Annotated in this window: 23 protein-coding genes; 13 read left to right on the top strand and 10 right to left on the bottom strand. The window is 72.2% G+C overall.

Translation table 11 applies throughout. The features are described from left to right. Positions 1–12: 12 nt before the first annotated feature. From DEI94_RS08535 to DEI94_RS08525, 3 genes are read right to left on the bottom strand one after another with little or no spacing between them, the layout of a single operon-like run. A complete protein-coding gene (locus tag DEI94_RS08535; RefSeq protein WP_111025621.1) occupies positions 13–1,065 on the bottom strand; it encodes an SURF1 family cytochrome oxidase biogenesis protein in 1,053 nt (350 codons plus the stop codon). Further along, positions 1,062–1,349, bottom strand: coding sequence for a hypothetical protein (locus DEI94_RS08530; RefSeq protein WP_111013286.1), 288 nt, complete (start codon positions 1,347–1,349; stop codon positions 1,062–1,064). The genes DEI94_RS08535 and DEI94_RS08530 overlap by 4 nt, the downstream gene beginning before the upstream one ends. Further along, entirely contained in the window at positions 1,349–1,750 is a 402-nt protein-coding gene (locus DEI94_RS08525) for a DUF3099 domain-containing protein (protein WP_111009091.1), read from the bottom strand. The genes DEI94_RS08530 and DEI94_RS08525 overlap by 1 nt, the downstream gene beginning before the upstream one ends. A gap of 132 nt (positions 1,751–1,882) precedes the next feature. Here DEI94_RS08525 and fabG point away from each other — a divergent pair, with 132 nt between their 5' ends. Continuing rightward, positions 1,883–2,596, top strand: a complete 714-nt coding sequence (fabG, locus tag DEI94_RS08520) for a 3-oxoacyl-ACP reductase FabG (protein ID WP_111025620.1) — start codon at positions 1,883–1,885, stop codon at positions 2,594–2,596. 37 nt (positions 2,597–2,633) lie between these two features. Here fabG and serB read toward each other — a convergent pair whose 3' ends face one another. Both serB and DEI94_RS08510 read right to left on the bottom strand, forming a co-directional pair. Beyond that, entirely contained in the window at positions 2,634–3,284 is a 651-nt protein-coding gene (gene serB, locus DEI94_RS08515) for a phosphoserine phosphatase SerB (RefSeq protein WP_111025619.1), read from the bottom strand. 64 nt (positions 3,285–3,348) lie between these two features. Further along, a complete protein-coding gene (locus tag DEI94_RS08510; protein ID WP_111009088.1) occupies positions 3,349–4,590 on the bottom strand; it encodes a glucose-1-phosphate adenylyltransferase in 1,242 nt (413 codons plus the stop codon). Between the two features lie 47 nt (positions 4,591–4,637). On the opposite strand from DEI94_RS08510, the gene glgA reads away from it, so the two are divergent. From glgA to DEI94_RS08495, 3 genes are all read left to right on the top strand, one after another. Beyond that, positions 4,638–5,834, top strand: a complete 1,197-nt coding sequence (glgA, locus tag DEI94_RS08505; protein ID WP_111025618.1) for a glycogen synthase — start codon at positions 4,638–4,640, stop codon at positions 5,832–5,834. Between the two features lie 74 nt (positions 5,835–5,908). Then, positions 5,909–6,691, top strand: coding sequence for an ABC transporter ATP-binding protein (locus DEI94_RS08500; protein WP_111009086.1), 783 nt, complete (start codon positions 5,909–5,911; stop codon positions 6,689–6,691). A gap of 143 nt (positions 6,692–6,834) precedes the next feature. Beyond that, entirely contained in the window at positions 6,835–7,083 is a 249-nt protein-coding gene (locus DEI94_RS08495; protein WP_111009085.1) for a type B 50S ribosomal protein L31, read from the top strand. A gap of 199 nt (positions 7,084–7,282) precedes the next feature. On the opposite strand, the gene DEI94_RS08490 is transcribed toward DEI94_RS08495, so the two are convergent. Both DEI94_RS08490 and treS read right to left on the bottom strand, forming a co-directional pair. Next, positions 7,283–8,023, bottom strand: coding sequence for an exonuclease domain-containing protein (locus DEI94_RS08490; RefSeq protein ID WP_111013394.1), 741 nt, complete (start codon positions 8,021–8,023; stop codon positions 7,283–7,285). A gap of 210 nt (positions 8,024–8,233) precedes the next feature. Continuing rightward, a complete protein-coding gene (treS, locus tag DEI94_RS08485; RefSeq protein WP_181434796.1) occupies positions 8,234–9,982 on the bottom strand; it encodes a maltose alpha-D-glucosyltransferase in 1,749 nt (582 codons plus the stop codon). Between the two features lie 130 nt (positions 9,983–10,112). Between treS and DEI94_RS08480 the strand changes: the two genes are divergently transcribed. After that, positions 10,113–11,030 carry an alpha/beta fold hydrolase gene (locus DEI94_RS08480; protein ID WP_111009344.1) on the top strand — a complete coding sequence of 306 codons (918 nt, stop codon included), beginning with the start codon at positions 10,113–10,115 and terminating at the stop codon, positions 11,028–11,030. Then, positions 11,027–12,118, top strand: coding sequence for a glycosyltransferase family 4 protein (locus tag DEI94_RS08475; protein ID WP_111025617.1), 1,092 nt, complete (start codon positions 11,027–11,029; stop codon positions 12,116–12,118). Before DEI94_RS08480 ends, DEI94_RS08475 begins: the two co-directional genes overlap by 4 nt. A gap of 73 nt (positions 12,119–12,191) precedes the next feature. Here the strand turns inward: DEI94_RS08475 and DEI94_RS08470 are convergent, their stop codons facing one another. Both DEI94_RS08470 and DEI94_RS08465 read right to left on the bottom strand, forming a co-directional pair. Continuing rightward, the gene (locus DEI94_RS08470; RefSeq protein WP_111025616.1) at positions 12,192–12,833 is read right to left on the bottom strand and encodes a histidine phosphatase family protein; all 642 of its coding nucleotides are present in this window, start codon (positions 12,831–12,833) and stop codon (positions 12,192–12,194) included. 52 nt (positions 12,834–12,885) lie between these two features. Then, complete coding sequence (locus DEI94_RS08465) at positions 12,886–13,746, bottom strand: Sir2 family NAD-dependent protein deacetylase (RefSeq protein ID WP_111009081.1); 861 nt, start codon at positions 13,744–13,746, stop codon at positions 12,886–12,888. Positions 13,747–13,804: 58 nt separating this feature from the next. Here DEI94_RS08465 and DEI94_RS08460 point away from each other — a divergent pair, with 58 nt between their 5' ends. Continuing rightward, entirely contained in the window at positions 13,805–14,626 is an 822-nt protein-coding gene (locus DEI94_RS08460; protein WP_111025615.1) for a TrmH family RNA methyltransferase, read from the top strand. Positions 14,627–14,658: 32 nt separating this feature from the next. Continuing rightward, on the top strand, positions 14,659–15,891 hold the full coding sequence (locus DEI94_RS08455) for a D-alanyl-D-alanine carboxypeptidase family protein (RefSeq protein WP_181441707.1): 1,233 nt from the start codon (positions 14,659–14,661) through the stop codon (positions 15,889–15,891). A gap of 13 nt (positions 15,892–15,904) precedes the next feature. Here the strand turns inward: DEI94_RS08455 and DEI94_RS08450 are convergent, their stop codons facing one another. Then, on the bottom strand, positions 15,905–16,699 hold the full coding sequence (locus tag DEI94_RS08450) for an SGNH/GDSL hydrolase family protein (protein ID WP_111013396.1): 795 nt from the start codon (positions 16,697–16,699) through the stop codon (positions 15,905–15,907). Between the two features lie 23 nt (positions 16,700–16,722). Here DEI94_RS08450 and DEI94_RS08445 point away from each other — a divergent pair, with 23 nt between their 5' ends. The 5 genes from DEI94_RS08445 (at position 16,723) to DEI94_RS08425 (ending at position 23,738) form a co-directional block, all read left to right on the top strand. Then, positions 16,723–17,898 (top strand): acyl-CoA dehydrogenase family protein, encoded by a 1,176-nt coding sequence (locus tag DEI94_RS08445; RefSeq protein ID WP_111025613.1) that lies wholly within the window; start codon positions 16,723–16,725, stop codon positions 17,896–17,898. A 55-nt stretch (positions 17,899–17,953) separates the two neighbouring features. Further along, positions 17,954–20,362, top strand: a complete 2,409-nt coding sequence (locus tag DEI94_RS08440; protein ID WP_111025612.1) for an FUSC family protein — start codon at positions 17,954–17,956, stop codon at positions 20,360–20,362. A gap of 90 nt (positions 20,363–20,452) precedes the next feature. Next, complete coding sequence (gene dinB / locus DEI94_RS08435; RefSeq protein WP_111025611.1) at positions 20,453–21,706, top strand: DNA polymerase IV; 1,254 nt, start codon at positions 20,453–20,455, stop codon at positions 21,704–21,706. 26 nt (positions 21,707–21,732) lie between these two features. Further along, positions 21,733–23,538 (top strand): DEAD/DEAH box helicase, encoded by a 1,806-nt coding sequence (locus DEI94_RS08430; protein ID WP_111025610.1) that lies wholly within the window; start codon positions 21,733–21,735, stop codon positions 23,536–23,538. After that, positions 23,535–23,738, top strand: a complete 204-nt coding sequence (locus DEI94_RS08425) for a hypothetical protein (protein ID WP_111009074.1) — start codon at positions 23,535–23,537, stop codon at positions 23,736–23,738. The genes DEI94_RS08430 and DEI94_RS08425 overlap by 4 nt, the downstream gene beginning before the upstream one ends. The last annotated feature ends 27 nt before the right edge of the window (positions 23,739–23,765 follow it).

Here is a 23,765-nt window from a genome sequence, read left to right as displayed (position 1 = left end):
CCGCTGTCCGGCTCAGCCGACCCGGACGTCGTCGAGGAGGCCGTCCTCGATCTCCGCGTCGGTCTTCGGACGGGCTTCACGCCGCCGCTTGCGTTCGAGCGCGCGCTCGCGTTCCTCCGGGTCGTCCTGGTTGAGGTTCCGGTACTCCTGGACCATCAGGTAGGCGAGGAAGCCGAAGCCGCCGGCGGCGAACATGAACCACTGGATGAAGTACGACAGGTGGAGGCCGGTGTCGGCCGACGGGCGATCCCAACCAAGGGGCCGGGCCTGTGCAGGCGCCGGGTCCTCGCTCTTGAGCTGACCGTACGCGCCGGTCCAGATCGGCTGGGCGACGCGGCCCGCGACGTCCGACAGGGTGACCGACTGGATCTCGTCGGTGTGGGCCGGGTCGGTCCGACCGGGGATGTGCGGCTCGGTCTGCTGGAGGCGCACCACGACGTCGACGGTGCCCCTCGGCGGTGCGGGCACGGAGTCGGGGTAGTCGTGGTCGTTGCCCGTCGGGACCCATCCGCGGTCGACGATGAACGCGCGCCCCGACGACGTCACCAGCGGCGTCAGGACCTCGAACCCGGGCTGACCGTTGTGGACGCGGTTGCGCACGAGGAGCTGCTCCGCCACGTCGTAGTGCCCGGTCACGCGGACCTGGAGCCACGTCTGGTCGTCGTCGAACGCGGACCGTGTCGGGAGTGCGCGGTCGACGGGCACGGGGGTGTGGTCGTAGTTCTGGGCGATCTGGTCGTTCTCGCGGACCGCCTCGTTGCGGCGGTCCCACTGCCACATGCCGAAGAACGCGCAGAGGATCGCGAAGCCCACCGCGATCGCGAAGTACCCGACCCAACGGCGGCCGATCACGAAGCCCCAACCGACGAAGGGTTCGTCCGGGTCCCGGTCGGTCTCGTGCTCGTCGGGGGTGCCGAGCCGGGCCGCGTGGGCCTCGCGTTCGCCCCGGCGGAGGCGCTCCGCACCCCGGCGCCCGTAGCGGGCCGTCGGGTCGAAGTCCCGGAGGCCGGCCGTCGGCTCGTCGTCGGTGCGGTCGTGGTCCGTCCGGGGGTCGTGCAGCGTCATCCGAGGGAGCCGCCCTCGGCACCTCCGGAGGTCAGGGAGTCCGCGACGTCCTCGAGCCGCTCGACGTCCTCGTCGATGCCGGTCACGGTCACCGGGAAGGCCCGGGACCGCAGGTAGTCCGCGAGGAAGGCACAGTGGTCGTCACACGCCGCCCAGATCTTGACGCGGTCGACCGCATGGATCCTCGGGTTGCGCCAGTTGACCCGCCAGGACGCCCTGTTCGAGCATCCGGCCCGCGAGCACACCGGCGCTCCTGGATCGGTGTGGAGGTCGAAGGTCGCCATCAGCGCCGACTCCGTCCGCCGCTCGCCGCGGCGCGTTCGCGCTCCGCACGCTCCTGCTCGGCGTGTGCCCACGCGGCTCGGGCGCGCTGGTCTTCGCGGTAGCGTTCCTCGCGCTCCTGCTCGATGCGTTCGCGGTCGTCGTCGGGCAGCACGCGGACGAGTTCGCCGCCCGGTCGGACGAGGTCGTCGGCGGTGCGGTTCCCCGCGTTGGCGACGACCACGGCCACCCACGGGATGACGCCGGCGAGCACGAGCGGGAGGATGCTCCAGACGTCGTGGAGGCAGACCGCCACGACGAAGCACACCACGCGCACGGACATCGTGAACACGTACCGCCTGAGGCGGCCGCGCCGGTCATCGGCGGGCGATGCCGGCAGCGAGGTGATGCTGTTCGTCTTCATGCGATGGTCTCTCCGCTTCCCCGGCTCAAGCCTAAGCCTCACCACCGACGGTAGGCTCGCATGGTCCGTTCGGCGCACCGCGGTGATCCGACGGGCGCCCCGTACCGCCCCCGTTCAGCACCAGGAGCACTCATGACCACGCCCCGTACCGTCCTCGTCACCGGAGGGAACCGCGGGATCGGCCACGCCATCGCCCAGGAGTTCGTCGCCGCCGGGCACCGGGTCGCGGTGACGTCGCGCAGCGGCGACGGCGGCCCCGAAGGCGCACTCACCGTCGCCGCGGACGTCACGGACGCCGCGAGCGTCGACGCCGCGTTCACCGCCGTCGAGGCAGCGCTCGGACCGGTCGAGGTGCTCGTGTCGAACGCCGGCATCACGCACGACACCCTGCTGCTCCGGATGAGCGAAGAGGACTTCACCTCGGTCGTGGACACGAACCTGACCGGAGCGTTCCGCGTCGTGAAGCGCGCCTCCAAGAACATGCTGCGTGCCCGGTTCGGCCGGGTGATCCTGATCTCCAGCGTCGTCGGGACGCTCGGTTCCGCCGGACAGGTCAACTACGCGTCGTCGAAGTCCGGGCTCATCGGGTTCGCGCGGTCGCTCACGCGTGAGCTCGGGGGCCGCGGCCTCACGGCGAACGTCATCGCGCCCGGGTTCATCGAGACCGAGATGACCGCGGCGCTGCCCGAGGACGTCCAGGCGCAGTACAAGAAGCAGATCCCCGCCGGTCGGTACGGGAGTGTGCAGGACATCGCCGCGACCACCCTGTTCCTCGCCGGCGACGACGCCGGGTACATCTCCGGGGCGGTCATCCCGGTGGACGGCGGCGTCGGGATGGGCGACTGAGCCCATCCCGGACGCGGCTCCTGCCGGTACCGGTCGGTCAGGAGGCCCCGACGGGCACCCCGAGGCACGCCAGGACGGGTGTGAGGTCCCGCCGGTCGACGACGACGTCTGCGGCGTCGCGGACGCCCGGCCGCGCGACGAAGGCGACGGCGAGCGCGGCCTCGCGCATCATGGACAGGTCGTTGGCGCCGTCGCCGACCGCCACGGTGTGCCGCCGTGCGTCCACGCCGTCCGCGGCCGCCCAGGCCCGGAGCGCGTCGGCCTTCGCGGCCGCGTCGACCACGTCCCCGAGCACCCGGCCGGTGAGCACGCCGCCGGACGCCTCGAGTCGGTTGGCGCGACAGTGGTCGAGCCCGAGTGCCGCCGCGATCGGGCCCAGCACCTCGTGGAAGCCGCCGGACACGACGCCGACGCTGCCGCCGGCGGCGTGGACGCCCTCGACCAGTTCGACGGCGCCGGTCGTGACCCGGACGGCGCGACGGACGTCCTCCAGAACGCTCACGGGCAACCCCGCGAGTGTCGCGACGCGGTCGCGGAGGCTGTCGGCGAAGTCGATCTCACCGCGCATCGCCCGCTCGGTGACGGCGGCGACGCGATCACGCGCTCCTGCGGCGTCGGCGAGCAGCTCGATCACCTCGTCCTCGAGCAGTGTGGAATCGGCATCGAGGACGACGAGGAAACGCGGCACGCGCCAAGGCTAGTGGCGGTCGCGGGCGCGAGACGGCGGATGACGCGGACCGGGCCTCGCGGCCTCAGGCCTCGACCCGCACCCCCTTGCCGACCACGGTGATGCCGGAGTCCGTGACCGTGAACCCGCGGGCGAGATCCGCGCCGCGATCCACCCCGACCTGAGCGCCGGCCTCGATCACGACGTCCTTGTCGAGGATCGCGCGGCGCACGACCGCGTCCGGGCCGACCATCGCCCGGTCGAACACCACGGAGTCGACGACCTGGGCGCCCGACTCGATGGTGCACCACGGCCCGATCACGCTGCGCTCCACCTGTGCCCCGGACAGCAGACACCCGAGCGAGACGATCGAGTCGACCGCGGTACCGCTGACGCCCTTGGCGTCACGGACGAACTTGGCGGGCGGCGAGTTGATCTGCTGGTTGAAGATCGGCCAGTCGACGTTGTAGAGGTTGAAGACCGGCAGCGCTGCGATGAGGTCCTGGTGCGCCTCGAAGAACGAGTCGATCGTCCCCACGTCGCGCCAGTAGTACTTGTCGCGCTCGGTGGCACCCGGGACGTCGTTGCGGTTGAGGTCGTAGACGCCGGCGTCGCCCCGGGTCACGAAGTCCGGCACGATGTCACCGCCCATGTCGTGGTTCGAGGACTCGATCTGACCGTCGCGCAGGACCGCGTCGATGAGCGCGTCCGCGTCGAAGACGTAGTTGCCCATCGACGCGAGGACCTCACCGGGGGAGTCGGGGAGTCCCACCGCGTCCTTCGGCTTCTCCAGGAACGCGCCGATCCTCGTCGGGTCCTCGTCGTCGACCTGGATGACGCCGAACTGGTCGGCGAGCGCGATGGGCTGTCGGATCGCGGCGACGGTCGCGCTGCGGCCCGACGCGATGTGCGCCTCGACCATCTGGGAGAAGTCCATCCGGTACACGTGGTCCGCACCGACCACGACGACGATGTCGGGCCGTTCGTCCCGGAGGAGGTTGAGGCTCTGGAGGATCGCGTCGGCGGACCCGGCGAACCACCGCTTGCCGAGTCGCTGCTGCGCCGGGACCGACGCCACGTACGAGCCCAGCAGCCCCTCCATGCGCCACGTCTGGGACACGTGGCGGTCGAGGCTGTGGGACTTGTACTGGGTCAGGACCACGATGCGCTGCAGTCCGGAGTTCACCAGGTTGCTCAACGCGAAGTCGATCAGACGGAAGTTGCCGCCGAACGGGACGGCGGGCTTGGCTCGGTCGGCGGTCAACGGCATGAGCCGCTTCCCTTCGCCCCCTGCGAGGACGATGCCGAAGATCTTCTTCGATGGCATGCCCCAAGAGTAGGCGTGCGACCGGGCCATTCGTTACGTTGGGGGACGTGCGAGTCGATCTGCTGACGAAGGAATTCCCCCCGGAGATCTACGGGGGTGCGGGCGTCCACGTCGCGGAACTGACGGCGGCGCTCCGATCCGGGACGGACACCGACGTGCGCGTCCGCGCGTTCGGAGCCGATCGGGACGCCGACGGCGTGACCTCATACCGGGCCCCCGCGGGGTTCGAGCACGCGAACGGCGCCGTGACCACGCTCGCCACCGACCTGCAGATGGTGCCCGACATCGAGGGCTCGGACCTCGTGCACTCCCACACCTGGTACGCGAACGCCGCAGGACGTGTCGCGCAGCTCACCTACGGCCTGCCGCACGTCGTGACGGCACACAGCCTCGAGCCGCTCCGCCCCTGGAAGGCCGAGCAGCTGGGCGGCGGGTACCGGCTGTCGAGCTGGATCGAGCGCGAGGCGTACACGAACGCCGACGCGGTCATCGCGGTGTCGAAGGGCATGCGCGCCGACATCGCCCGCTCCTACCCGTCGATCCCCGAGGACCGGTTGCACGTCGTGTACAACGGCATCGACATCGACGCCTGGCAGCGCGTGGTGGACCCGGAAGCGGTCCGCGCGCTCGGGATCGACCCCGATCGGCCCACCGTCGTATTCGTGGGTCGCATCACCCGCCAGAAGGGTCTGCCGTACCTCCTCCGTGCGCTCGACGGGCTGCCGGCGGACGTCCAGGTGGTCCTCTGCGCCGGAGCGCCGGACACCCCGGAGATCCTCGCCGAGGTGACGGGCCTGGTCGAGGACCTCCGGACCCGCCGCTCGGGCGTGGTGTGGATCGACCGGATGCTCTCCCACGACGAGATCGTCCGGGTGCTGTCGGCGGCGAGTGTGTTCGTGTGTCCGTCGGTGTACGAGCCGCTCGGGATCGTCAACCTCGAGGCCATGGCGTGCGGGCTGCCGGTCGTCGGCACGGCCACGGGCGGCATCCCCGAGGTCGTCGCCGACGGACTGACCGGGCGCATCGTGCCGATCGAGCAGGTGCAGGACGGGTCCGGGACGCCGGTCGACCCGGACCGCTTCGTGGCGGACCTCGGCGCGACCTTGCGCGAGGTGCTCGCCGACCCCGGGCTCGCCGCCCTCATGGGTCGGGCCGGGCGTCTGCGTGTCGAGGGCGAGTTCACCTGGTCCGCCATCGCGACCCAGACCCGTCGGGTCTACGACGCCGTCCTCGCCGGTCGCTGAGGACGCCGGCGGCGGCCGTCCATAGGACGTGTGCCGCGCCTCCTCGCCGACGGCCGACCGCGTAGGCTGAGGGCATGCCCTCGGTTGTGCGCTTGCAAGACGTGTCCGTCGTCCGGAACGGGGTCAGCATCCTCGACCAGGTGTCGTGGCAGGTCGACGAGGCGGACCGTTGGGTCGTCCTCGGCGCGAACGGCGCGGGGAAGACGACCCTGCTGCAGGTCGCCGGGGCGCAGTCGTTCCCGACCTCGGGCACGGTCGAGGTCCTCGGCACGGAGGTCGGTGGCGCCGACCTGTTCGAACTCCGTCCGCGCATCGGGTTCGCGTCGACCGCGCTCGCCCGGCGGATCCCGGTCACCGAGCAGGTGCTCGACGTCGTGCTCACGGCCGCCTACTCGGTCACCGGTCGGTGGAACGAGCAGTACGACGACATCGACGTCCGACGTGCCCATCGGGTCCTCGACGAGTGGGGCCTCGGCGGCTTCGCCGACCGGACCTTCGGTGAACTGAGCGACGGCGAGCAGAAGCGCGTCCAGATCGCCCGGTCCGTCATGACCGATCCCGAGGTCCTGTTCCTCGACGAGCCGGCGGCATCGCTCGACCTCGGGGCACGCGAGAGTCTGGTCCGGACGCTCGGGGGGTATGCCGAGAGCGCCGAGGCTCCTGCCATCGTGGTCGTCACCCACCACGTGGAGGAGATCCCGAAGGGCTTCACGCACGCGCTCGTGCTCGCCGAGGGGCGCGTGCACACCGCCGGACCGATCGCTGACGTCGTGACGAGCGAGGTGCTCTCGGACGCGTTCGGGATCGGCCTCGTCGTGACCGCGGACGCGGGTCGCTACACCGCCCGCGCCAGCTGAGGTGACGACCGAGCCGCCGATGCCGGACACGAGCGGTGCCTCCCGTCCGCGCTGACGGTCTGCTAAACTCGGTCGCTGGCGTACGCCACAGTTTTCCGCGCGCTCGCGCACTCCGAACCACCACATCCACGACGAGGAACACCATGAAGACCGACACGCACCCCGAGTACAACGCCATCGTCTTCCGCGACCTGGCCTCCGGTGAGACGTTCCTGACGCGCTCCACCGCGACCAGCGACAAGACCATCGAGCTCGACGGTGTCACCTACCCGGTGATCGACGTCGAGATCTCGAGCGCCTCGCACCCGTTCTACACGGGCAAGCAGCGCATCCTCGACTCGGCCGGTCGCGTCGAGAAGTTCAACCAGCGCTTCAAGGGCTTCGGCAAGTAAGTCCGAGCCCTCGGTCGCGGCGGCAACGCTGACGCGACCTCGTCGGGAACGGCGAGCGAGCAACGGGCGGTCCACCTCCGGGTGGCCGCCCGTTGCTGCGTCTCCGGGGGAGCCGTTGCCGAGGACCGCCTGGTTCAGGTGTGTGCCTGTGCCTGTGCCATGCCCCGTGCGCGCGTGCCGACACCGGGGCCGGGGACGATCAGGCGGGGTTGCGGTGCGGCCAGCGGCCGTCCGCGACGAACTGCGGATTGCGCTCACGCCGCATGTAGTCCTGGAACGACGCCGCCTGGTCGGAGCACCAGGCCACCTGCAGTCGGTGGAGCTCCTCGGCGCTGATGCCGAGCTGGTCCGGGTAGCGGCTCGCGATCGCCTGCGCGACGCGTCCGGCGGCGATCGCGTCGGCACCGGCGTCGTGCGCGTCCGCGAGGGTCACGCCGTACAGCGCGGAGCAGACCTCGAGCGTGCGCTTGCCCTTGCGGTAGGTGTCGACGGCCTTGTCGATGACGAGCGGATCGACGACGTTCCCGATCACGGGTGCCGCCAGGCCGTGGCGCTTGGCCTCGCGGTCGAGGACGGTGAGGTCGTACGGCGCGTTGTAGACCACGAGCGGGATCCCGCGGGCGAACACGGCCTCGACCGCGGCGATGATCTCGGCGACGACGACGCCGGCGGCACGCCCCTCGGCACGGGCGCGCTCGGTCGTGATGCCGTGCACCGCAGCGGCCTGCTCCGGGATGGGGACGCCCGGGTCGGCCAGCCACGAGCCGGCGGCGATGCTCGCGCCGGTCATGTCGATGAGCCCGACATGGGCGCTGACGATCCGTGCTGTCTCGACGTCGATCCCCGTGGTCTCGAGGTCGAACACGCCGAGCGCGTGCCACCAGGGGCGTTCCGCAGGGGAGCGGGGTGCCGCCGAGGGGGCTCCGAGGGTGGCGTCGATCGGCGCTGCGAGCGGAGAGCTGGTCACGCGGTCAGGCTAGCGGCGGCCGCCGACACCGCGGACGCGACACGGCCGGCCGGGCGACCCGAGGCGGCCGTCCCAGCGACCCGACGCGGCCGTCCGGGCGACGTGACGCGGCCGTCCGGGCGGCCCGCCGCGGCCGGGCCGGGCGACGTGACGCGGTGCCGACCCTGAGACCCCTACGGACCGTCAGTCCCGCGGCCGTCCCACGTGCAGCCAGTAGAACGCCTGCGTCCCGAGGGTGATCGTCACCGTGCCGTCCTCGTCGAACGACGGGAACGACCCGCCGCCGAAGAGGTCGTACAGGGGCAGACCGGCGTGCTCGGGCGCCGTGATCGTGACCGCGGTGGGGTTGTGCGCGAACGAGAAGACGCAGAGGACGTCCTCGGCGGAGTCGCCGAACTGGGTGCCCGTGCCCTCGTACGACCGCATGAACGTGAGCACCGAGTCGTTGTCGCTCTCGAGCACGGTGAGCGTGCCGAGCCCGAACACCGGGTGCGCCTTCCGCACGTGGATGACGTTGCGGATCCAGTGCAGCAGGGAGCGGGACTGCGCCAGCTGCGACTCGACGTTGACGAGGTTGTAGTTGTAGACGAGGGACTGCACGACCGGCAGGTACAGCTTGCCGGGGTCGGCCGTCGAGAAGCCGGCGTTGCGGTCCGGCGTCCACTGCATGGGGGTGCGGGACGAGTCGCGGTCGGGCAGCCAGATGTTGTCGCCCATGCCGATCTCGTCGCCGTAGTACAGGAACGGCGAGCCGGGGAGCGAGAACAGCAGCGCGTGCACGAGCTCGAGCTCCGCCCGGGAGTTGTCGAGGAGCGGCGCGAGGCGTCGACGGATGCCGATGTTCGACCGCATCCGCGGGTCGTACGCGTACCAGCCGTACATCGCCTGGCGGTACTCCTCGCTCACCATCTCGAGCGTCAACTCGTCGTGGTTCCGCAGGAACACACCCCACGCCGCGCTCTCCGGGACCTCGGTGGTCTCCGAGAGGATCCGCTGGAGCTCCGTCGCGTGCTGCGCGCGGAGCGAGTAGTAGATGCGGGGCATCACCGGGAAGTCGAAGGCCATGTGGCACTCGGGCTCGTCGTCGGTACCGAAGAACGCCGCCGTCTCGCGCGGCCACTGGTTCGCCTCGGCGATGAGCACGCGCCCGGGGTACTCCTCGTCGACCATCGCGCGGAGGCCCTTGACGAACTCGTGCGTCGCGGGCTCGCCCTCGCCGTTGCCCTCCTCGGACTCGAAGAGGTACGGGATCGCGTCGAGCCGCAGCCCGTCCACGCCCATGTCGAGCCAGTGCCGGACGACGTCGTAGACGGCCTCGACCACGGCGGGGTTCTCGAAGTTGAGGTCCGGCTGGTGCGAGAAGAACCGGTGGAAGAAGAACTGCCGTCGGATCGGGTCGAACGTCCAGTTCGACTCCTCGGTGTCGACGAAGATGATGCGGATGTTCTCGTACTTGTCCGGGCTGTCACTCCAGACGTAGAAGTCGCCGTAGGGCCCGTCCGGGTCCTCGCGGGACTGCTGGAACCACTCGTGCGCGTCGGAGGTGTGGTTGATCACCATGTCGATGACGATGCGCATGTTCCGTTCGTGCGCCTTCGTCACGAGGTCGCGGAACTCGTCCAGGGTGCCGAACTCCGGCAGGATCGCCTTGTAGTCGGAGATGTCGTAGCCGCCGTCGCGCATCGGCGACTGGAAGAACGGCGGCAGCCACAGCGCGTCGACGCCGAGCCACTGCAGGTAGTCCAGGCGGCTGATGAGTCCGGACAGATCGCCGGTGCCGTCCCCGTTCGAGTCGACGAACGAGCGGATCATGCACTCGTAGAACACCGAGCGCTTGTACCAGAGCGGGTCCAGGGTCAGTCCGGGCAGCTGGATGGGGGCAGTGAACGTCACCGTGCTCCTCGTGGATCCGTCGGGCGTCGGGGCCGACATGGCGCCCGTCGGCCCACTCTATGTCGCCCCGGGTATCCGTGTCCGGAGGGAACGGACGACCGCACGGCCCGCCGACCGGGAGGCGCGGCATCCGTCCGGCGCGACGGGTCCGGCCCGTAGACTCGGCGGGATGCGTGCCCCGATCGTCTCCCCGTACCAGCGGCTCATGGCCGGGCTGCCCGTGGTGCACCGGTCGGTCCTCGTCGACGGTCGCGCGACGCACTACTGGGTGTACGGCCCCGAGGACGCGGACACCACCATGCTCGCCGTGCACGGCTTCCGTGGCGACCACCACGGGCTCGAGTCGCTCGCCGCGCACCTGCCCGAGGTCCGCACGATCGTGCCGGACCTCCCGGGCTTCGGGGTGTCCGACGCGCTCCCGCGGTCCGACATGGACGGCTTCGTGCGGTGGCTCCGAGCGTTCCACCGCGCCCTCGGGCTCGACCGACGGGCCGTCGTGCTCGGGCATTCCTTCGGGAGCATCGTCACCGCAGCCGCGGTCGCCGACGGGCTCGACACCCGGCGTCTGGTCCTGGTCAACCCGATCGCCGCTCCCGCACTGCAGGGCCCGCGCGCCGTGGGTACCGCGATCGCGATCGCCTACTACCGGCTGGGTGCGGTCCTGCCCCGGGCGCTCGGGCTCGCCCTCCTCCGGAACCGGGGGATCGTCCGGGCGATGAGCGTCGCGATGCTCAAGTCCCGCGAACCGCGGTTGCGCCGATGGGTGCACGACCAGCACGACCGGTACTTCTCGGCGTTCGCCGACCGCCACGTCGTCCTCGACGCGTTCCGGACGTCGGTGACGCACGACGTCGCCGCGTACGCGGACCGCATCGACGTACCGGTGCTCCTCATCGCCGCCGAACGTGACGACATCACCGCGGTGCCGGAACAGGAAGCGCTGGCGGACCGGCTGCCCGACGCGACCCTCGTCGTGATCCCCGGCGTCGGCCACCTCGTGCACTACGAGACGCCGGCCGCCGCGGCGGACGCGATCCGTGCCTCCCTGGCGACGCCCGAACCGGACCGCGGCGGGATGCGCCGATGAGCCGTCTCCGCATCGGCATCGACTGCCGCTACGTCCGGGTGGGGCGCCATGACGGCATCAGCCGGTTCACGGCCGGTGTCGCGGCACATCTGCCGGACCGGCACGACTACGTGCTCCTGGTGAGCGAGGACGGACAGCGGGACTCGCTGCCGGACGGGATGCCCTGGGAGCGCATCAGTCCACCGACGAGCGCCGCGGAGCCCCTGGTCGCGCGGCAGGTGAACCGGCTGGGGCTCGACGCCGTGTTCTCGCCGATGCAGACCATGGGATCCCGCGGACGCCACTACGCGCTCGTGCTGACGCTGCACGACCTCATCTACTACCGCAACCGCACACCGCCCCGTGAGTTCTCGTGGCCGCTGCGGCTGGGGTGGCGTGCGTTCCACCTCGCGTGGTGGCCGCAGCGGATGCTGCTCGATGGTGCCGACGGCATCGTCACGGTGAGCGAGACGACCGCCGGACTCATCCGGGACCACCGGCTGACGCGTCGGCCGGTGACGGTCGCGTACAACGCCGCGGACCCGGTGGCGCCGCGCGCGGCGGACGGCCTGCGGACGCGGGACCTCGTCTACATGGGCACGTTCATGCCCTACAAGAACGTCGAGACCCTCGCCTCCGCGATCCCGCTGCTCCGCGGGCCCGGGGAGGCCGACTGGCGGCTGCACTGCATGTCGCGCGTGCGAGCTGCGGACCGGGAGCGGCTCGAGCGACTCGCCCCCGCGGGTTCGCTCGTGTTCCACGACGGAGCGTCGGACGAGGAGTACCGCGCGGTGCTACGGACCGCGACGGCGCTCGTCAGCGCCTCGCACGACGAGGGTTTCGGGATCCCGCTCGTCGAGTCGATGGGCGTGGGCACGCCCGTCGCCGTGAGCGACATCCCGATCTTCCGCGAGATCGGCGGCGCGGCCGCCGAGTACTTCGACCCGGCCTCGCCCGCCGCGGTCGCGGCCGCGGTGCGACGGGTCGAGGCGCGCTGGGACGACCTGCACCGGGCCTCCCTCGAGCGGGTCCGCCGCTTCGACTGGACCACGTCCGCCGAGCGCGTCGTCGCGTCCGTCGAGCGCGCCGTCGCCGACCGCCGCGCCTGACCGACGCCCGTCGCCCCGTTCGGCGGACATGGGGGACCGCCGGACCGAGGTGGGAGCGCCAGCCCGGCGCCCGTCAGTCGCCCTCGGCCTCGAGCGGGTTCTGGTACGCGAACTCGTACCGCCCGGGGGCCTCGGACTGGTCCTCGATCGGGTCGTCGAACCGGACGAGTTCTCCGCGGAAGCGCTCGGGGTCCCAACGGAACGAGTGGATCGAGCCGTTGCGGATCGGCGTCGTGAAGGAGTCGGCGGTACCCGGGGCGAGCTCGTTCACCACGGCACGGATCACCGCTCCGTGCGTCGCGACGACGACCGCGCCGGCGTCGAACCGGATCGCGATCTCGCCGAGCGACTCGAGCACGCGGGCGAGCAACGCCGAGCGCGACTCGCGGCCGGGCACCGAGCCGTCCGGGAACCGTTCGCGGATCTCGACGTCCGTCAGGCCCTCGGCCTCGCCGTACGACCGCTCGACGAGACCGTCGTCCGTCGACGGAGTGGGCAGTCCGAGCCGGGAGGCGATGATCGCGCCCGTCTCGAACGCCCGGGACAGCGGGGACGCGAGCACGGCGTCGAACCGGCGACGCACGAGCAACGCACCGGCGGCGGCTGCCTGTCGGCGCCCGGTCCCGTTCAGTGGGATGTCGGTCGACCCCTGGATGCGGCGCTGCTTGTTCCAGTCGGTCTCGCCGTGCCGCACGAGGTACAGGAGGGTCGTCACCGTTCGTCCCTTCCGCGGCGATGCGCCGTCCGTGGTGGCGTCGGCGACGCGGTCAGTGCAGGAGTCGGTGGCGCAGCGCCGTCAATGTCTCGGTGGTGCCTGCGTCGAGCCTAGCCACCGCCCGACGGTCACTGCGCGTGGCACCCCGGTTCACGATGACGACGGGCTTGCGGCGACGAACGGCGTGGTCGACCAGCCGGACGCCCGAGTTGACGACGAGGGACGACCCGACCACGAGGAGCGCGTCCGCACCGGCGACGATCGAGACGGCCTCGTGGAACTTCTCGACCGGCACGAACTCGCCGAAGAACACGACGTCGGGCTTGAGCACGCCGCCGCACACCGAGCACGCGGGGACACGGAACCGGTCGGCGCCCGTGATGTCGACGTCGCCGTCCGGCGCGAGCGTCACCGTGCCGGGTTCGTCGATCCAGGCGTTCTCCCGGTCGAGCACCGCTGCGAGATCCGAGCGTGCGAACGCCTGCCCGCAGCGCAGGCACACCACGCGGTCCATGGACCCGTGGAGCTCGACCACGCGGCGCGACCCGGCCCGGAGATGGAGACCGTCGACGTTCTGCGTGACGATCCCGCTCACGACACCGGCCGCCTCGAGGTCGGCGAGCGCCCGGTGCCCGTCGTTCGGCCGGGCGGACGAGAACGTGCGCCAACCGAGGTGGCTCCCGGCCCAGTACCGCCGGCGCCTCGCCGGGTCGGCGGAGAACTCCTGGAACGTCATCGGCGTGCGCGCCACGCGGCCCGCACCCCGGTAGTCGGGGATCCCGGAGTCCGTGCTGATCCCGGCCCCCGAGAGCACGGCGATGCGCTTGCCCCGCAGCGTCTCGACGACGCGGTCGAGGTCGTCACCCTGCTCGGGTGCGCCTCGCTCGAGGTCGCCCGCCTCCACCCGCTCCATCGGCTCCACGGTACCCTCAACAGCCCACGACCCCGATCGCTTCCCGGAGGACCATCCCGTGCAGACGGTGCGCATCGACGCCCTCGACGACCCGCGACTCGACGACTACGCCCGCCTGACCGACGTCGCGCTCCGACGCGTGCGGGAGCCGGAGGGTGGGCTGTACATCGCCGAGTCGAACACCGTGATCGAGCGTGCCCTCGCCGCTGGGCACGTGCCTCGGAGCGTGCTCGTGCAGGAGAAGTGGCTGCCCGAGGTCCTGCCGATGCTGGCCGAGCACGACGGTCCGGTGTTCGTCGGTCCCGACGCCCTGCTCGAGGAGCTCACCGGGTTCCGCATGCACCGCGGTGCGCTCGCGGCGATGCAGCGACCCGCCGAGCCCGCACTGGCGGACGTCGTCCGGGACGCGCGTCTCGTCGTCGTGCTCGAGGACATCGTCGACCACACGAACGTCGGTGCGGTCTTCCGGTCGGTGGCCGGACTCGGGGCGGACGCCGTCCTCGTCTCGCCGCGCTGTGCCGACCCCCTCTACCGCCGCAGCGTGCGCGTGAGCATGGGGACGGTCCTCCAGGTCCCGTGGACACGGATCGGCGAGTGGGCGGACGCCGGGCCCGCGCTCCGGGCCGCGGGGTTCCACCTGGCCGCGATGGCCCTGAAGGACGACTCCGTCCCACTCGACGCGTTCGTCCAGGACGTGCCCGAGCGCGTCGCACTCGTCATGGGCACCGAGGGTGACGGCCTGAGCGCGCGTGCCGTGGCCACCGCCGACACGGTGGTGCGGATCCCGATGGCGCACGGGGTCGACTCGCTCAACGTGGCGGCGGCGAGCGCCGTGGGCCTGTGGGCGGTCGCACACGCCCAGCGCGCGGCGCGCAGCTGATCCATCGCCGCCCACCCCTAGGCTGCTGTGCCGTGTCACGTGTCGTCCACCGGCCCCGCTCCGCGGTCCGGCGTCCCGTCCTGATCACCGTGGTCGCCGTGGTGCTCGTCGCGGTCGCGTACCTGGTCGCGGCGGCCGTCGTGCCCTTCGCGCCGGCGACCGGCTCGCGTGCGACGTACGCCGCACCCACGGCGACGCTGCCGGCGCTGTCGTTCCCGGGCTACGGCGCGACCGCGGTCGAGGCCCCGGGCTTCGCCGGGAGCCTGCAGACGAGCGGCGACACCGGTCAACGCTCGATCGCGAGCATCAGCAAGGTGGTGACGGCCCTCGTGGTGCTGCAAGCGCACCCACTGACGACCTCGGACGACGGGCCGACGATCACGTTCACGGCCGCGCAGCACGCCCTGTACGACCAGTACCTCGCCCTGGACGGCGAGGTCGCGGCCATGCCGGTCGGTCTCCGGTTGAGCGAGCGGCAGGCGTTCGAGGTCATGCTCATGAAGTCCGCGAACAACTACGCCGGGGCGCTGGCCCTGTGGTCGTTCGGGTCGATGGACGCGTACCGCACGGCCGTCCACGCCTGGTTGTCGGCGCACGACCTGGACCACACGACCATCGAGGAGCCGACGGGACTCGACCCGCACAACACCGCGACCGCGTCGGACCTCGTGCACCTCGGCGAGCTGGCGATCGCGAACCCCGTGGTGAAGCAGATCGTCGGCACGCAGCGCACGACCATCCCCACGGTCGGTCCGATCGAGAACTCGAACAAGCTGCTCGGGATGGACGGTGTCGAGGGCATCAAGACCGGGACGCTCGACCAGGCCGGTGCGTGCTTGCTGTTCGCCGCGACGTACCAGCGCGGCGGACGCACCGTCACGGTGGTGGGAGCGATGCTCGGCGGGAGGGACCACGACTCGCTCGACGTCGACGTGCGGCGGCTGCTCGACTCGGTCGCGGACAACTTCCACGTCGTGACCCTGACGAACCGCGGGCAGACGTTCGGCCACTACGCCACCCCCTGGCGGCCGCGGACGGACGCGGTCGCCGCCTCGGCGCGGTCGGTGCTCGTCTGGGGGCGGACGACGGTGACGGCACGCACTCGCCTCGAGCAGGTGACCTTCGGCCGTCGCGGCGAGCGGGTGGGCACCGTGCGGTTCACGATCGACCACCACGCCCCCGTCACGGTGCCGCTCGAGCTCGACGCGTCGATCACGGAGCCCGACCTGTGGTGGCGCTGGACGAACCCGTTCCAGGGGGCCTGAGGCCGACAGCGCGTCAGGGCGTGTCGGAGCGGTGCTCGAGCACCGTCTGGAGTTCGGGCCGCTTCGGCTCGACTCCGTCGCCCGAGGACGTGTGCCGGATCCGCCGGACGACCCACGGCACGAGGTACTCCCGCGCCCAGCCGAGGTCCTCGACCCGCGCCTCGCGCCACGGCCGAGCCGCCAAGGGCTCCGGCTGCCACGGCGCCAGCTCGTGTTCGACCCCGAGGGTGTCGAGCACGGCCGCGGCGACGGTGGCGTGCCCGACGGGGGAGTGGTGGAGGCGGTCGGGCGCCCACATGCGCGGGTCCCGGAGGACGCGGAGCGCCCACATGTCGGCCACGAGTGCGCCGTGCTTGAGCGCGATCGCGTGCAGGTGCTCGTTGTAGATCGCCGCCTTGCCGCGGACGAGTCCGAGCACCGGCGTGGTCCCGACGTCGGGCCCGGTGAACAGGACGACGGTCGCGCCGTCCCGCCGCAGGGTGTGGATGAGCCCGTCGAAGCGCTCGGCGACCTCGTCCGGGTCGCTGCCGGGACGGATGATGTCGTTGCCGCCCGCCGAGACCGTGATCAGGTCGGGCCGCAACGCCAACGCGTGTTCGGCCTGTTCGTCGATGATCTGCTGCAGGAGCCGCCCGCGGATCGCCGTGTTCGCGTACGCGAAGTCGACGGTCTGGTTCGCGAGCACCTCGGCGACGCGGTCCGCCCACCCTCGATGGCCACCGGGGACGCTCGGGTCAGGATCCCCGATGCCCTCGGTGAACGAGTCACCGATGGCGACGTACCTGGACCACGGATGCCGATCTGTCACGACCACAAAATAGTCTCGTCCTCGTGACCGACACCACCGCGTCCAGTCCGGGCTGGGAGCTCGACGACGCCCTGCTCGCCCGCATCGCCGCCCGCGCTCCCGGGTACGACCGTGACGGCCGGTTCTGCACGGAGGACCTGGCCGAGCTCCGCGACGCGGGGTACCTGCGCGTGGGCGTGCCGGTCGGCTCGGGAGGCGCGGGGCTGGGTCTCCGGGACACCGCGCGGATCCAACGACGGCTCGCCGCGGCGGCACCCGCCACCGCGCTGGGGCTGGGCATGCACCAGGTGTGGGTGCAGGCCGCCCGCGCCGTGGGCGCCAGGGGCGAGTCGTTCCTCCAGATCGTGACGGACGCGGCGGCCGCCGACCGGCTGCTCGCCTTCGGCGTCAGCGAGGCGGGGAACGACGCGGTCCTGTTCGACTCGACGACGCGTGCCGAGTCCGACGGTGCCGGGGGATGGCGGTTCACCGGTCGGAAGTCGACGGTGTCGCTCGCGCCGGCGTGGGACCTGCTCAGCGTGTTCGGCCGGGACGACAGCGACCCGGCCGCCCCGGTGCTCGTGCACGGGTTCGTCGAGCGGGAGCAGCCCGGGCACCGCGCGCTCGGGGACTGGGACACGCTCGGCATGCGGGCCACGCGGAGCGACGCCACCGAGCTCGACGGCGTCCACGTGCCCGCCGACCGGATCGTCCGCGTGCTGCCCGTCGGGCCCTCCGCCGACCCGTTGGTCTTCGGGATCTTCGCGGCGTTCGAACTGCTCGTCGCCGCGGTCTACGCCGGCATCGCCGAGCGGGCGCTGGCCCTCGCCGTCGAGGGCGTCGGGCGACGGACCGCGCTCGACGGCACGCCCCGGTCGTCCGATCCGGACGTCCGTCGGGCGTTGGCCGACGCGCAGGGCGCGGTGGACGCGGTGGTCCTGCAGATCGATGCGTTGACGCGGGACGTCGACGACCTCGTCGACCACGGACCCCGGTGGTTCCCGCTGCTCGTCGGCACGAAGGCGCGCTCCGTCGACACCGCGGCTCACGTCGTCGACGAGGCCATGCGCGTCGTCGGCGGGGGCGCGTACCGGGCCGGGGCGGAACTCGCGCGGCTGGCGCGGGACGTCCGCGCGGGGCAGTACCACCCGTCCTCCCGGGACTCCGCCGCCCGGACGATCGCGGCGGCCCTGCTCGGGCCGGTCCCGGCGCCGCACTGAAGGTCGTTCCGCTCCGGTACCATTGCCAGGGGACCACGACAGGAGGCGGCACCGGGTGACGAGCGCGACCGACCGATCCCGGGCCTCCCGGCTCGCACCCGAGCGGATCGCGCGTCCCGGTCGCCGACGGCGGGTCGTCGACCGCGTCCTCATGCTCGACGTCGGCCTCGTCCGGACCCAGAGCGCGCTGCGGACCCTGCTGTGCGTGCCCGCCGGGATGGCGGTCGGTCTCGCCCTCGCCTCCGCGGTCGGCCTGCCCGGCGTCCTCGGCGTGCTCATCGGTGCGATGCCCGCCTTCATCAGCTGCCTCATCATCAACGACGTCAGTGCCGGGCGCATCGCCGCGCGGACGGGTGCGGTGGTCGTGCCGTTCGTCGTCGCCTTGTTCGCGAGCGTCGCGCTCGATCGGTTCCACGTGCTCGAGCTCGCGCTGATCGTGGTGCTGTTGTTCGTGCAGTTCGCCGCGATGGGCTGGGGACCGTGGGCGACCGACGCCGCCGCGGTGGTGTTCTCCGGGTACCTGTGCGGGCTCCTGACCCCGTTGCCAGCGGCGAGCGTGGCCGGTCTGGCACTCATCGGTGCCGGTTCCCTCGCGGTGACCGTCGTGATCCGCGGTGTGTTCCTGCGGCCCATGCCGTTCCGGTCCCTGCTGTGGACCCGGCGTGCCCTGCTCGCCTGGGCGACCGCCGTCCTCCGTGCCGCCGTCGACCTGCTCGCGGTCGGACCCGACGCGTCCCGGGAGCGGGTCCGGGCCGCCCGTCGCCTGCGCCGACGGCTCGACCGGTTCCAGGAGGTCGCGCTCACCGCCGACGGCATGCTCGCCGCTCCGGGTGCGGGACCGACGGGCGCGACCGCCGAGACGCTGCACCGGCTGCTGTTCGACACCCACCTCGCCGTCGACGGACTCGGCCGGACCGCCGAGACGCTCGCCGGGAGCGGGGCGCCCGACGACGTCCGAGCCGCGGTCGCGGAGGCGATCCGTACGGTCGTCCGCGGCGGCGGCGCGCAGGGGGCGACGGCGGCTGAAGGGATGCTCGCCCGGTTCGGGGTCACGCCGTCCGCCCGGGCGGACGGGTCGGCGCTGGCGCACGTCGTGCACCGCGCCGCCCTGCAGCTCGCCGACCTCGCCGCCGCTGCCCGCGCTTGGGGGACACTGCGCGCCGCGCTGCCGCGTGAGGGCGACGCGGTCCCGTTCCGGACACCGGTCGTCCTGGTCGGCGGACGTCCGTCCGGCGCGGTCCCCGTCCTCGACGACGCACTCGCCGACGGCATGACCGGCCCCTGGCGGCGGTGGCACGTCTCGGCGTCCCTCCGCACCGGCATCCAGGCGGCGGTCGCGGTCGCGGTCGTGGAGCCGCTCGCGCTCCTGCTCGACGGCAGCCGGTTCTACTGGGGTGTGATCGGCGTCATGATCGTCCTCGCCGGCACGAACTCGACGCACGAGCGGGTGCGGAAGGCACTCCACCGCGGGGTCGGGACGGTGCTCGGCGGCGCGCTCGGGATCGTGCTCGTGCACCTGCTCGGCACGCACCACCCGTGGTGGACCGCCGGCATCGCGGTGTTCGCCCTCGCGGTCGGCACCTACGGCTTCGGCGGCGTCTACGCGATCTGGGTCACAGCGCTCGTGGTCGTGCTCTGCCAGGTGTACGCGTACGGCGGCAGTTTCACGGACACGCTGATCCCGTTCCGGCTCGCCGAGAACCTGCTCGGCGCCGCGGTCGCCGTCCTCGTGAGCGTGGTCGTCCTCCCGGTGGCGTCGGGCAGGATGGTCCGGAGCGCCGTGCGACGCCAGCTCGCGGCCGTGCGCTCGTTCGTCCTGTCCGCGGGTCTCGTCGATGTCGGTGGGGACGGCCCGCGCGACGCCGACCCCTCGGATCCGGACGCCTTCGACCTGCGGCGCCGGTCACGCGCCGTCGACGCCGCGACCTACCAGCTCGACGCGGTCATGAAGCCCATGGTGCGGTTCCCGTCCGGCGGTGCGGCCCGCACCGACGCGCACACACGGGCGGCGCTGCAGTCGGTCGCCGTGTTCGCGCGCGAACTCGCCGGGAGGCCCGCTCCGATCGCGCGGCCACCCGTCCCGGTCGTCGAGGCCCTCGCGCACGCCGCGGGGGTGCTCGCCACCTCGATCGACGCGCTCTCCGGCGCCGTGGGCAGCGGCCGTCAGCGCGGGGAGATCCGACGCGGCGACGACGCGTGGGTGCGTGCGAGCGACGCGCTCGACGCCGCCGTCGCGGCGACGCCACCCGGACCCGCGCACGAGTGGGTGCACGACCGGGTCCTGGCGCTCGGTCGTGTCGACGACGCGCTCGCGGTCCTGGCCGAGCGGAGCGGACTCCCGGTCGCCGGCGTCGCCTCCGGAGCCACGAGCACGAGCGCCCGAGCACGCCGAGCCGCGGCGCTCGTCGAACGACACCTGCTCGCCACCGACCCTGAGCGCTGGGCGCTGGGCGCTGAGCGCTGAGCGCTGAGCGCTGAGCGCTCCGGAGTTTGTCGGCGGCGCATGCCACCATGGTCGCGCGTTCGACCGATGTCGATCGCGGAAGGACGTGGCGTGAGCAAGCAGGACGGCAGCACCCGCCTCGTCACGGAGGCCCCGACCGACGACACGACCGCGTCGGTCCTGCACGTCGACATGGACGCCTTCTTCGCCTCGGTCGAGTTGCTGGACCGTCCCGACCTCGTCGGCAAGCCGGTCATCGTCGGGCACGACGCCGAGCGCTCGGTCGTCACGGCCGCCACGTACGAAGCGCGTCGGTTCGGGGTGAACTCCGCGATGCCGATGGCGATCGCCCGCCGCCGCTGCCCCCAGGCGATCGTCGTCGAGCCGCACTTCGAGAAGTACCGGACGAACTCGCGACGCGTCATGGAGATCCTCGATCGCTACACGCCGCGGGTCGAACGCCTCGGGATCGACGAGGCATTCCTCGACGTCCGGGGGGCGCTCCGCCTGCACGGCACCCCGTGGCAGGTCGGCACCGCCATCCGCGCCGAGGTCCACCGCGAGACCGGCCTGCGCTGCTCCGTCGGCGCCGCCGCCACCAAGTTCGTGGCGAAGCTCGCGTCGAGCCGCGCGAAACCGGACGGGATCCTCGTGGTCCCGGAGGCCGACACCGTCGCGTTCCTGCATCCGCAGCCGGTGTCCGCGCTCTGGGGTGTGGGCGGCAAGACAGCCGAGGTGCTCGAGCGGCGTGGCATCCGCACCGTCGGGGACCTCGCGACGACCCCGGTCGCGTCGCTCGTGTCCGCCGTCGGGCCCGCGATGGGCAACCGCCTGCACGAGCTCGCGTGGGGGCGCGACCCGCGGGTGGTCGAGAGCGGCTCGGTCGAGAAGTCCGTGGGCCACGAGGTCACCTTCCCGACCGACGTCACCGACCGCGACGAGCTCGCCCGGGAGCTCCTGCGCCTCGCCGACCGGGTGGCCGCTCGCCTGCGGGCGGCGGGCCTGCGCGCGCGGACGATCGCGCTCAAGGTGCGGTACACGGACTTCACGACGCTCTCACGGTCGCGCACCCTGCCCGAACCCACGGACGTCGCGCGCCGCATCCACCGCGAGGCCGTCGACCTCTACGACGCCCTGCACCGGCCCGGACACCGGATCCGGCTGATCGGTGTGCGGGGCGAGAACCTCGCGCCCGCGGGCGAGAGCAACGCGCTGTGGGACGACGACGCGCCGTGGCGCGAGACCGAGACGACCGTCGATGCGGTGGCCGCGCGGTTCGGCGCGGGGATGGTCCGGCCCGCCTCCCTCGTGCGTCCGCAAGCGGCGCCCCACGCTCCGCACGCCCGACAGGACGGCGAGGCGTGACGGCACGGCCGGTAGACTCCCGTGGAGTGAGTGCAGGGGAGTCGAGCCAGGAGGCCGCGGGCAACGCAGCGGCCGAGCACCTGTCGCCCGCGTTCCCGGACCGTGCCGCCTGGGGCACCGCGTCGAAGCTCCGCGCCTGGCAGGTCGAGGCGTTGACCAAGTACTTCGAGACCGAGCCGCGTGACTTCCTCGCCGCCGCGACACCGGGCGCCGGCAAGACGACCTTCGCCCTCCGACTCGCCACCGAGCTCCTGGCGCGGAACACCGTCGACCGGATCGTGGTCGTCGCCCCGACGGAGCACCTGAAGCGGCAGTGGGCGGACGCGGCCGACCGCGTGGGCATCCGGCTCGACCCGATGTTCAAGAACGGCGACGGCATGTTCGGTCGGCACTACCAGGGCATCGCGATCACCTACGCCCAGGTCGGCATGAACCCCGAGGTCCACCGCCGGATCACCGAGGGTGGGCGCACGCTCGTCGTCCTCGACGAGGTCCACCACGGCGGTGACGCCCTCACCTGGGGCGACGGCATCCGCGAGGCCTTCGGAGCCGCGACCCGACGACTGTCGCTGAGTGGCACGCCGTTCCGCTCGGACACCAACCCGATCCCGTTCGTGAGCTACGCACCGGACGACGAGGGCATCCGGACCTCCAACGCGGACTACAGCTACGGCTACGGCCGAGCGCTGCAGGACGGCGTCGTCCGCCCCGTGTTGTTCATGGCCTACGCGGGCCAGATGCGCTGGAAGACCCGCATGGGGGACGAGATGTCGGCCTCGCTCGGCGAGCAGGTCACGAAGGACATCACCGCGCAGGCCTGGCGCACGGCACTCGCCCCCGACGGCGAGTGGATGACCGCCGTGCTGTCGGCCGCCGACAAGCGGCTCACCGAGGTCCGTCGTGGGGTCCCCGACGCCGGCGGTCTCGTCATCGCCACCGACACGACGACCGCCCGGGCCTACGCCCGGATCCTCCAGCGGATCACCGGCGAGCGACCCACCGTGGTGCTCTCCGACGAGGCCGCGGCCTCCAGCCGCATCGGCGCGTTCGCGGCCGACGAGACCCGGTGGATGGTCGCGGTCCGGATGGTCTCCGAGGGTGTCGACGTCCCGCGTCTGTGTGTCGGCGTGTACGCCACGAGCGCGAGCACCCCGCTGTTCTTCGCTCAGGTGATCGGTCGTTTCGTGCGGGCACGTCGTCGTGGTGAGACGGCCTCGGTGTTCCTGCCGAGCGTGCCCGGGCTCATGGCCCTCGCGGCGAGCCTCGAACTCGAGCGTGACCACGCCCTCGACCGCCCCAAGGGCACGGACGACGGCATGTACAACCCCGAGGACGCCATGGTGGCCGAGGCGAACCAGGACGCCAAGGCCTCGGACAGCCTCCTCGACCTGCAGCCGTTCCAGGCCCTCGACTCGCAGGCGTCGTTCGACCGCGTCCTCTACGACGGCGGCGAGTTCGGGTCGGGCGGCGAGATCGGCAGCCTCGAGGAACTCGACTTCATCGGGATCCCCGGGCTCCTCGAGCCGGACCAGGTCCGCGAACTGCTCCGCCAGCGTCAAGCGACGCAGGCCAAGCGCGCGCGACGGGGGAAGGACGGCCAGCCGCGACCCCCGGAGCCCGAGCACCGACCGATGTACATGACGATCAAGGAGCAGCGGTCGGAGCTCCACCGGCTCGTGTCGATCTGGGCCCGGCACAGCAACGAGCCGCACGGCGCCGTGCACGCCGAGCTCCGTCGGATCAGCGGGGGACCGGCAGTGGCCCAGGCGAGCACCGAGCAGATCCAGAAACGCATCGACATCCTCCGGTCCCGGATCGGCAACCGCCGGTGATCGAGCCCGTCGACGAGCGCACCTGGTTCGTCAAGCGCGAGCCGGACGCCTCGCCCGAGGCCATCATCGACCGGTTCGGCGGCGGGTACCGACTCCGTCGCTTCTCGCTGACCGAGGCGCGACGGACCGCGCACGGCGTCTACACCGGCCTCGACATCGCCGAAGCGGCCTGGTGGCGACTCCGTCAGCGGCGCGGGTGACGCAGGTCGACCACGGCTCGGCGGCGA

Source organism: Curtobacterium sp. MCBD17_040 (assembly GCF_003234805.2).
GTDB lineage: Bacteria > Actinomycetota > Actinomycetes > Actinomycetales > Microbacteriaceae > Curtobacterium.
This window is presented reverse-complemented; position numbering and strand designations above follow the sequence as displayed.

Bases quoted from the DNA above. Each gene is read 5' to 3' on its own strand.
- DEI94_RS08500 (WP_111009086.1), top strand. From the start codon at position 5,909: ATGCCCTCGGTTGTGCGCTTGCAAGACGTGTCCGTCGTCCGGAACGGG.
- DEI94_RS08475 (WP_111025617.1), top strand. From the start codon at position 11,027: ATGAGCCGTCTCCGCATCGGCATCGACTGCCGCTACGTCCGGGTGGGG.
- treS (WP_181434796.1), bottom strand. From the start codon at position 9,982: ATGTCGGCCCCGACGCCCGACGGATCCACGAGGAGCACGGTGACGTTC.
- DEI94_RS08510 (WP_111009088.1), bottom strand. From the start codon at position 4,590: ATGCCATCGAAGAAGATCTTCGGCATCGTCCTCGCAGGGGGCGAAGGG.
- DEI94_RS08530 (WP_111013286.1), bottom strand. From the start codon at position 1,349: ATGGCGACCTTCGACCTCCACACCGATCCAGGAGCGCCGGTGTGCTCG.
- DEI94_RS08465 (WP_111009081.1), bottom strand. From the start codon at position 13,746: ATGGAGCGGGTGGAGGCGGGCGACCTCGAGCGAGGCGCACCCGAGCAG.
- DEI94_RS08535 (WP_111025621.1), bottom strand. From the start codon at position 1,065: ATGACGCTGCACGACCCCCGGACGGACCACGACCGCACCGACGACGAG.
- fabG (WP_111025620.1), top strand. From the start codon at position 1,883: ATGACCACGCCCCGTACCGTCCTCGTCACCGGAGGGAACCGCGGGATC.
- DEI94_RS08525 (WP_111009091.1), bottom strand. From the start codon at position 1,750: ATGAAGACGAACAGCATCACCTCGCTGCCGGCATCGCCCGCCGATGAC.
- DEI94_RS08480 (WP_111009344.1), top strand. From the start codon at position 10,113: ATGCGTGCCCCGATCGTCTCCCCGTACCAGCGGCTCATGGCCGGGCTG.
- DEI94_RS08495 (WP_111009085.1), top strand. From the start codon at position 6,835: ATGAAGACCGACACGCACCCCGAGTACAACGCCATCGTCTTCCGCGAC.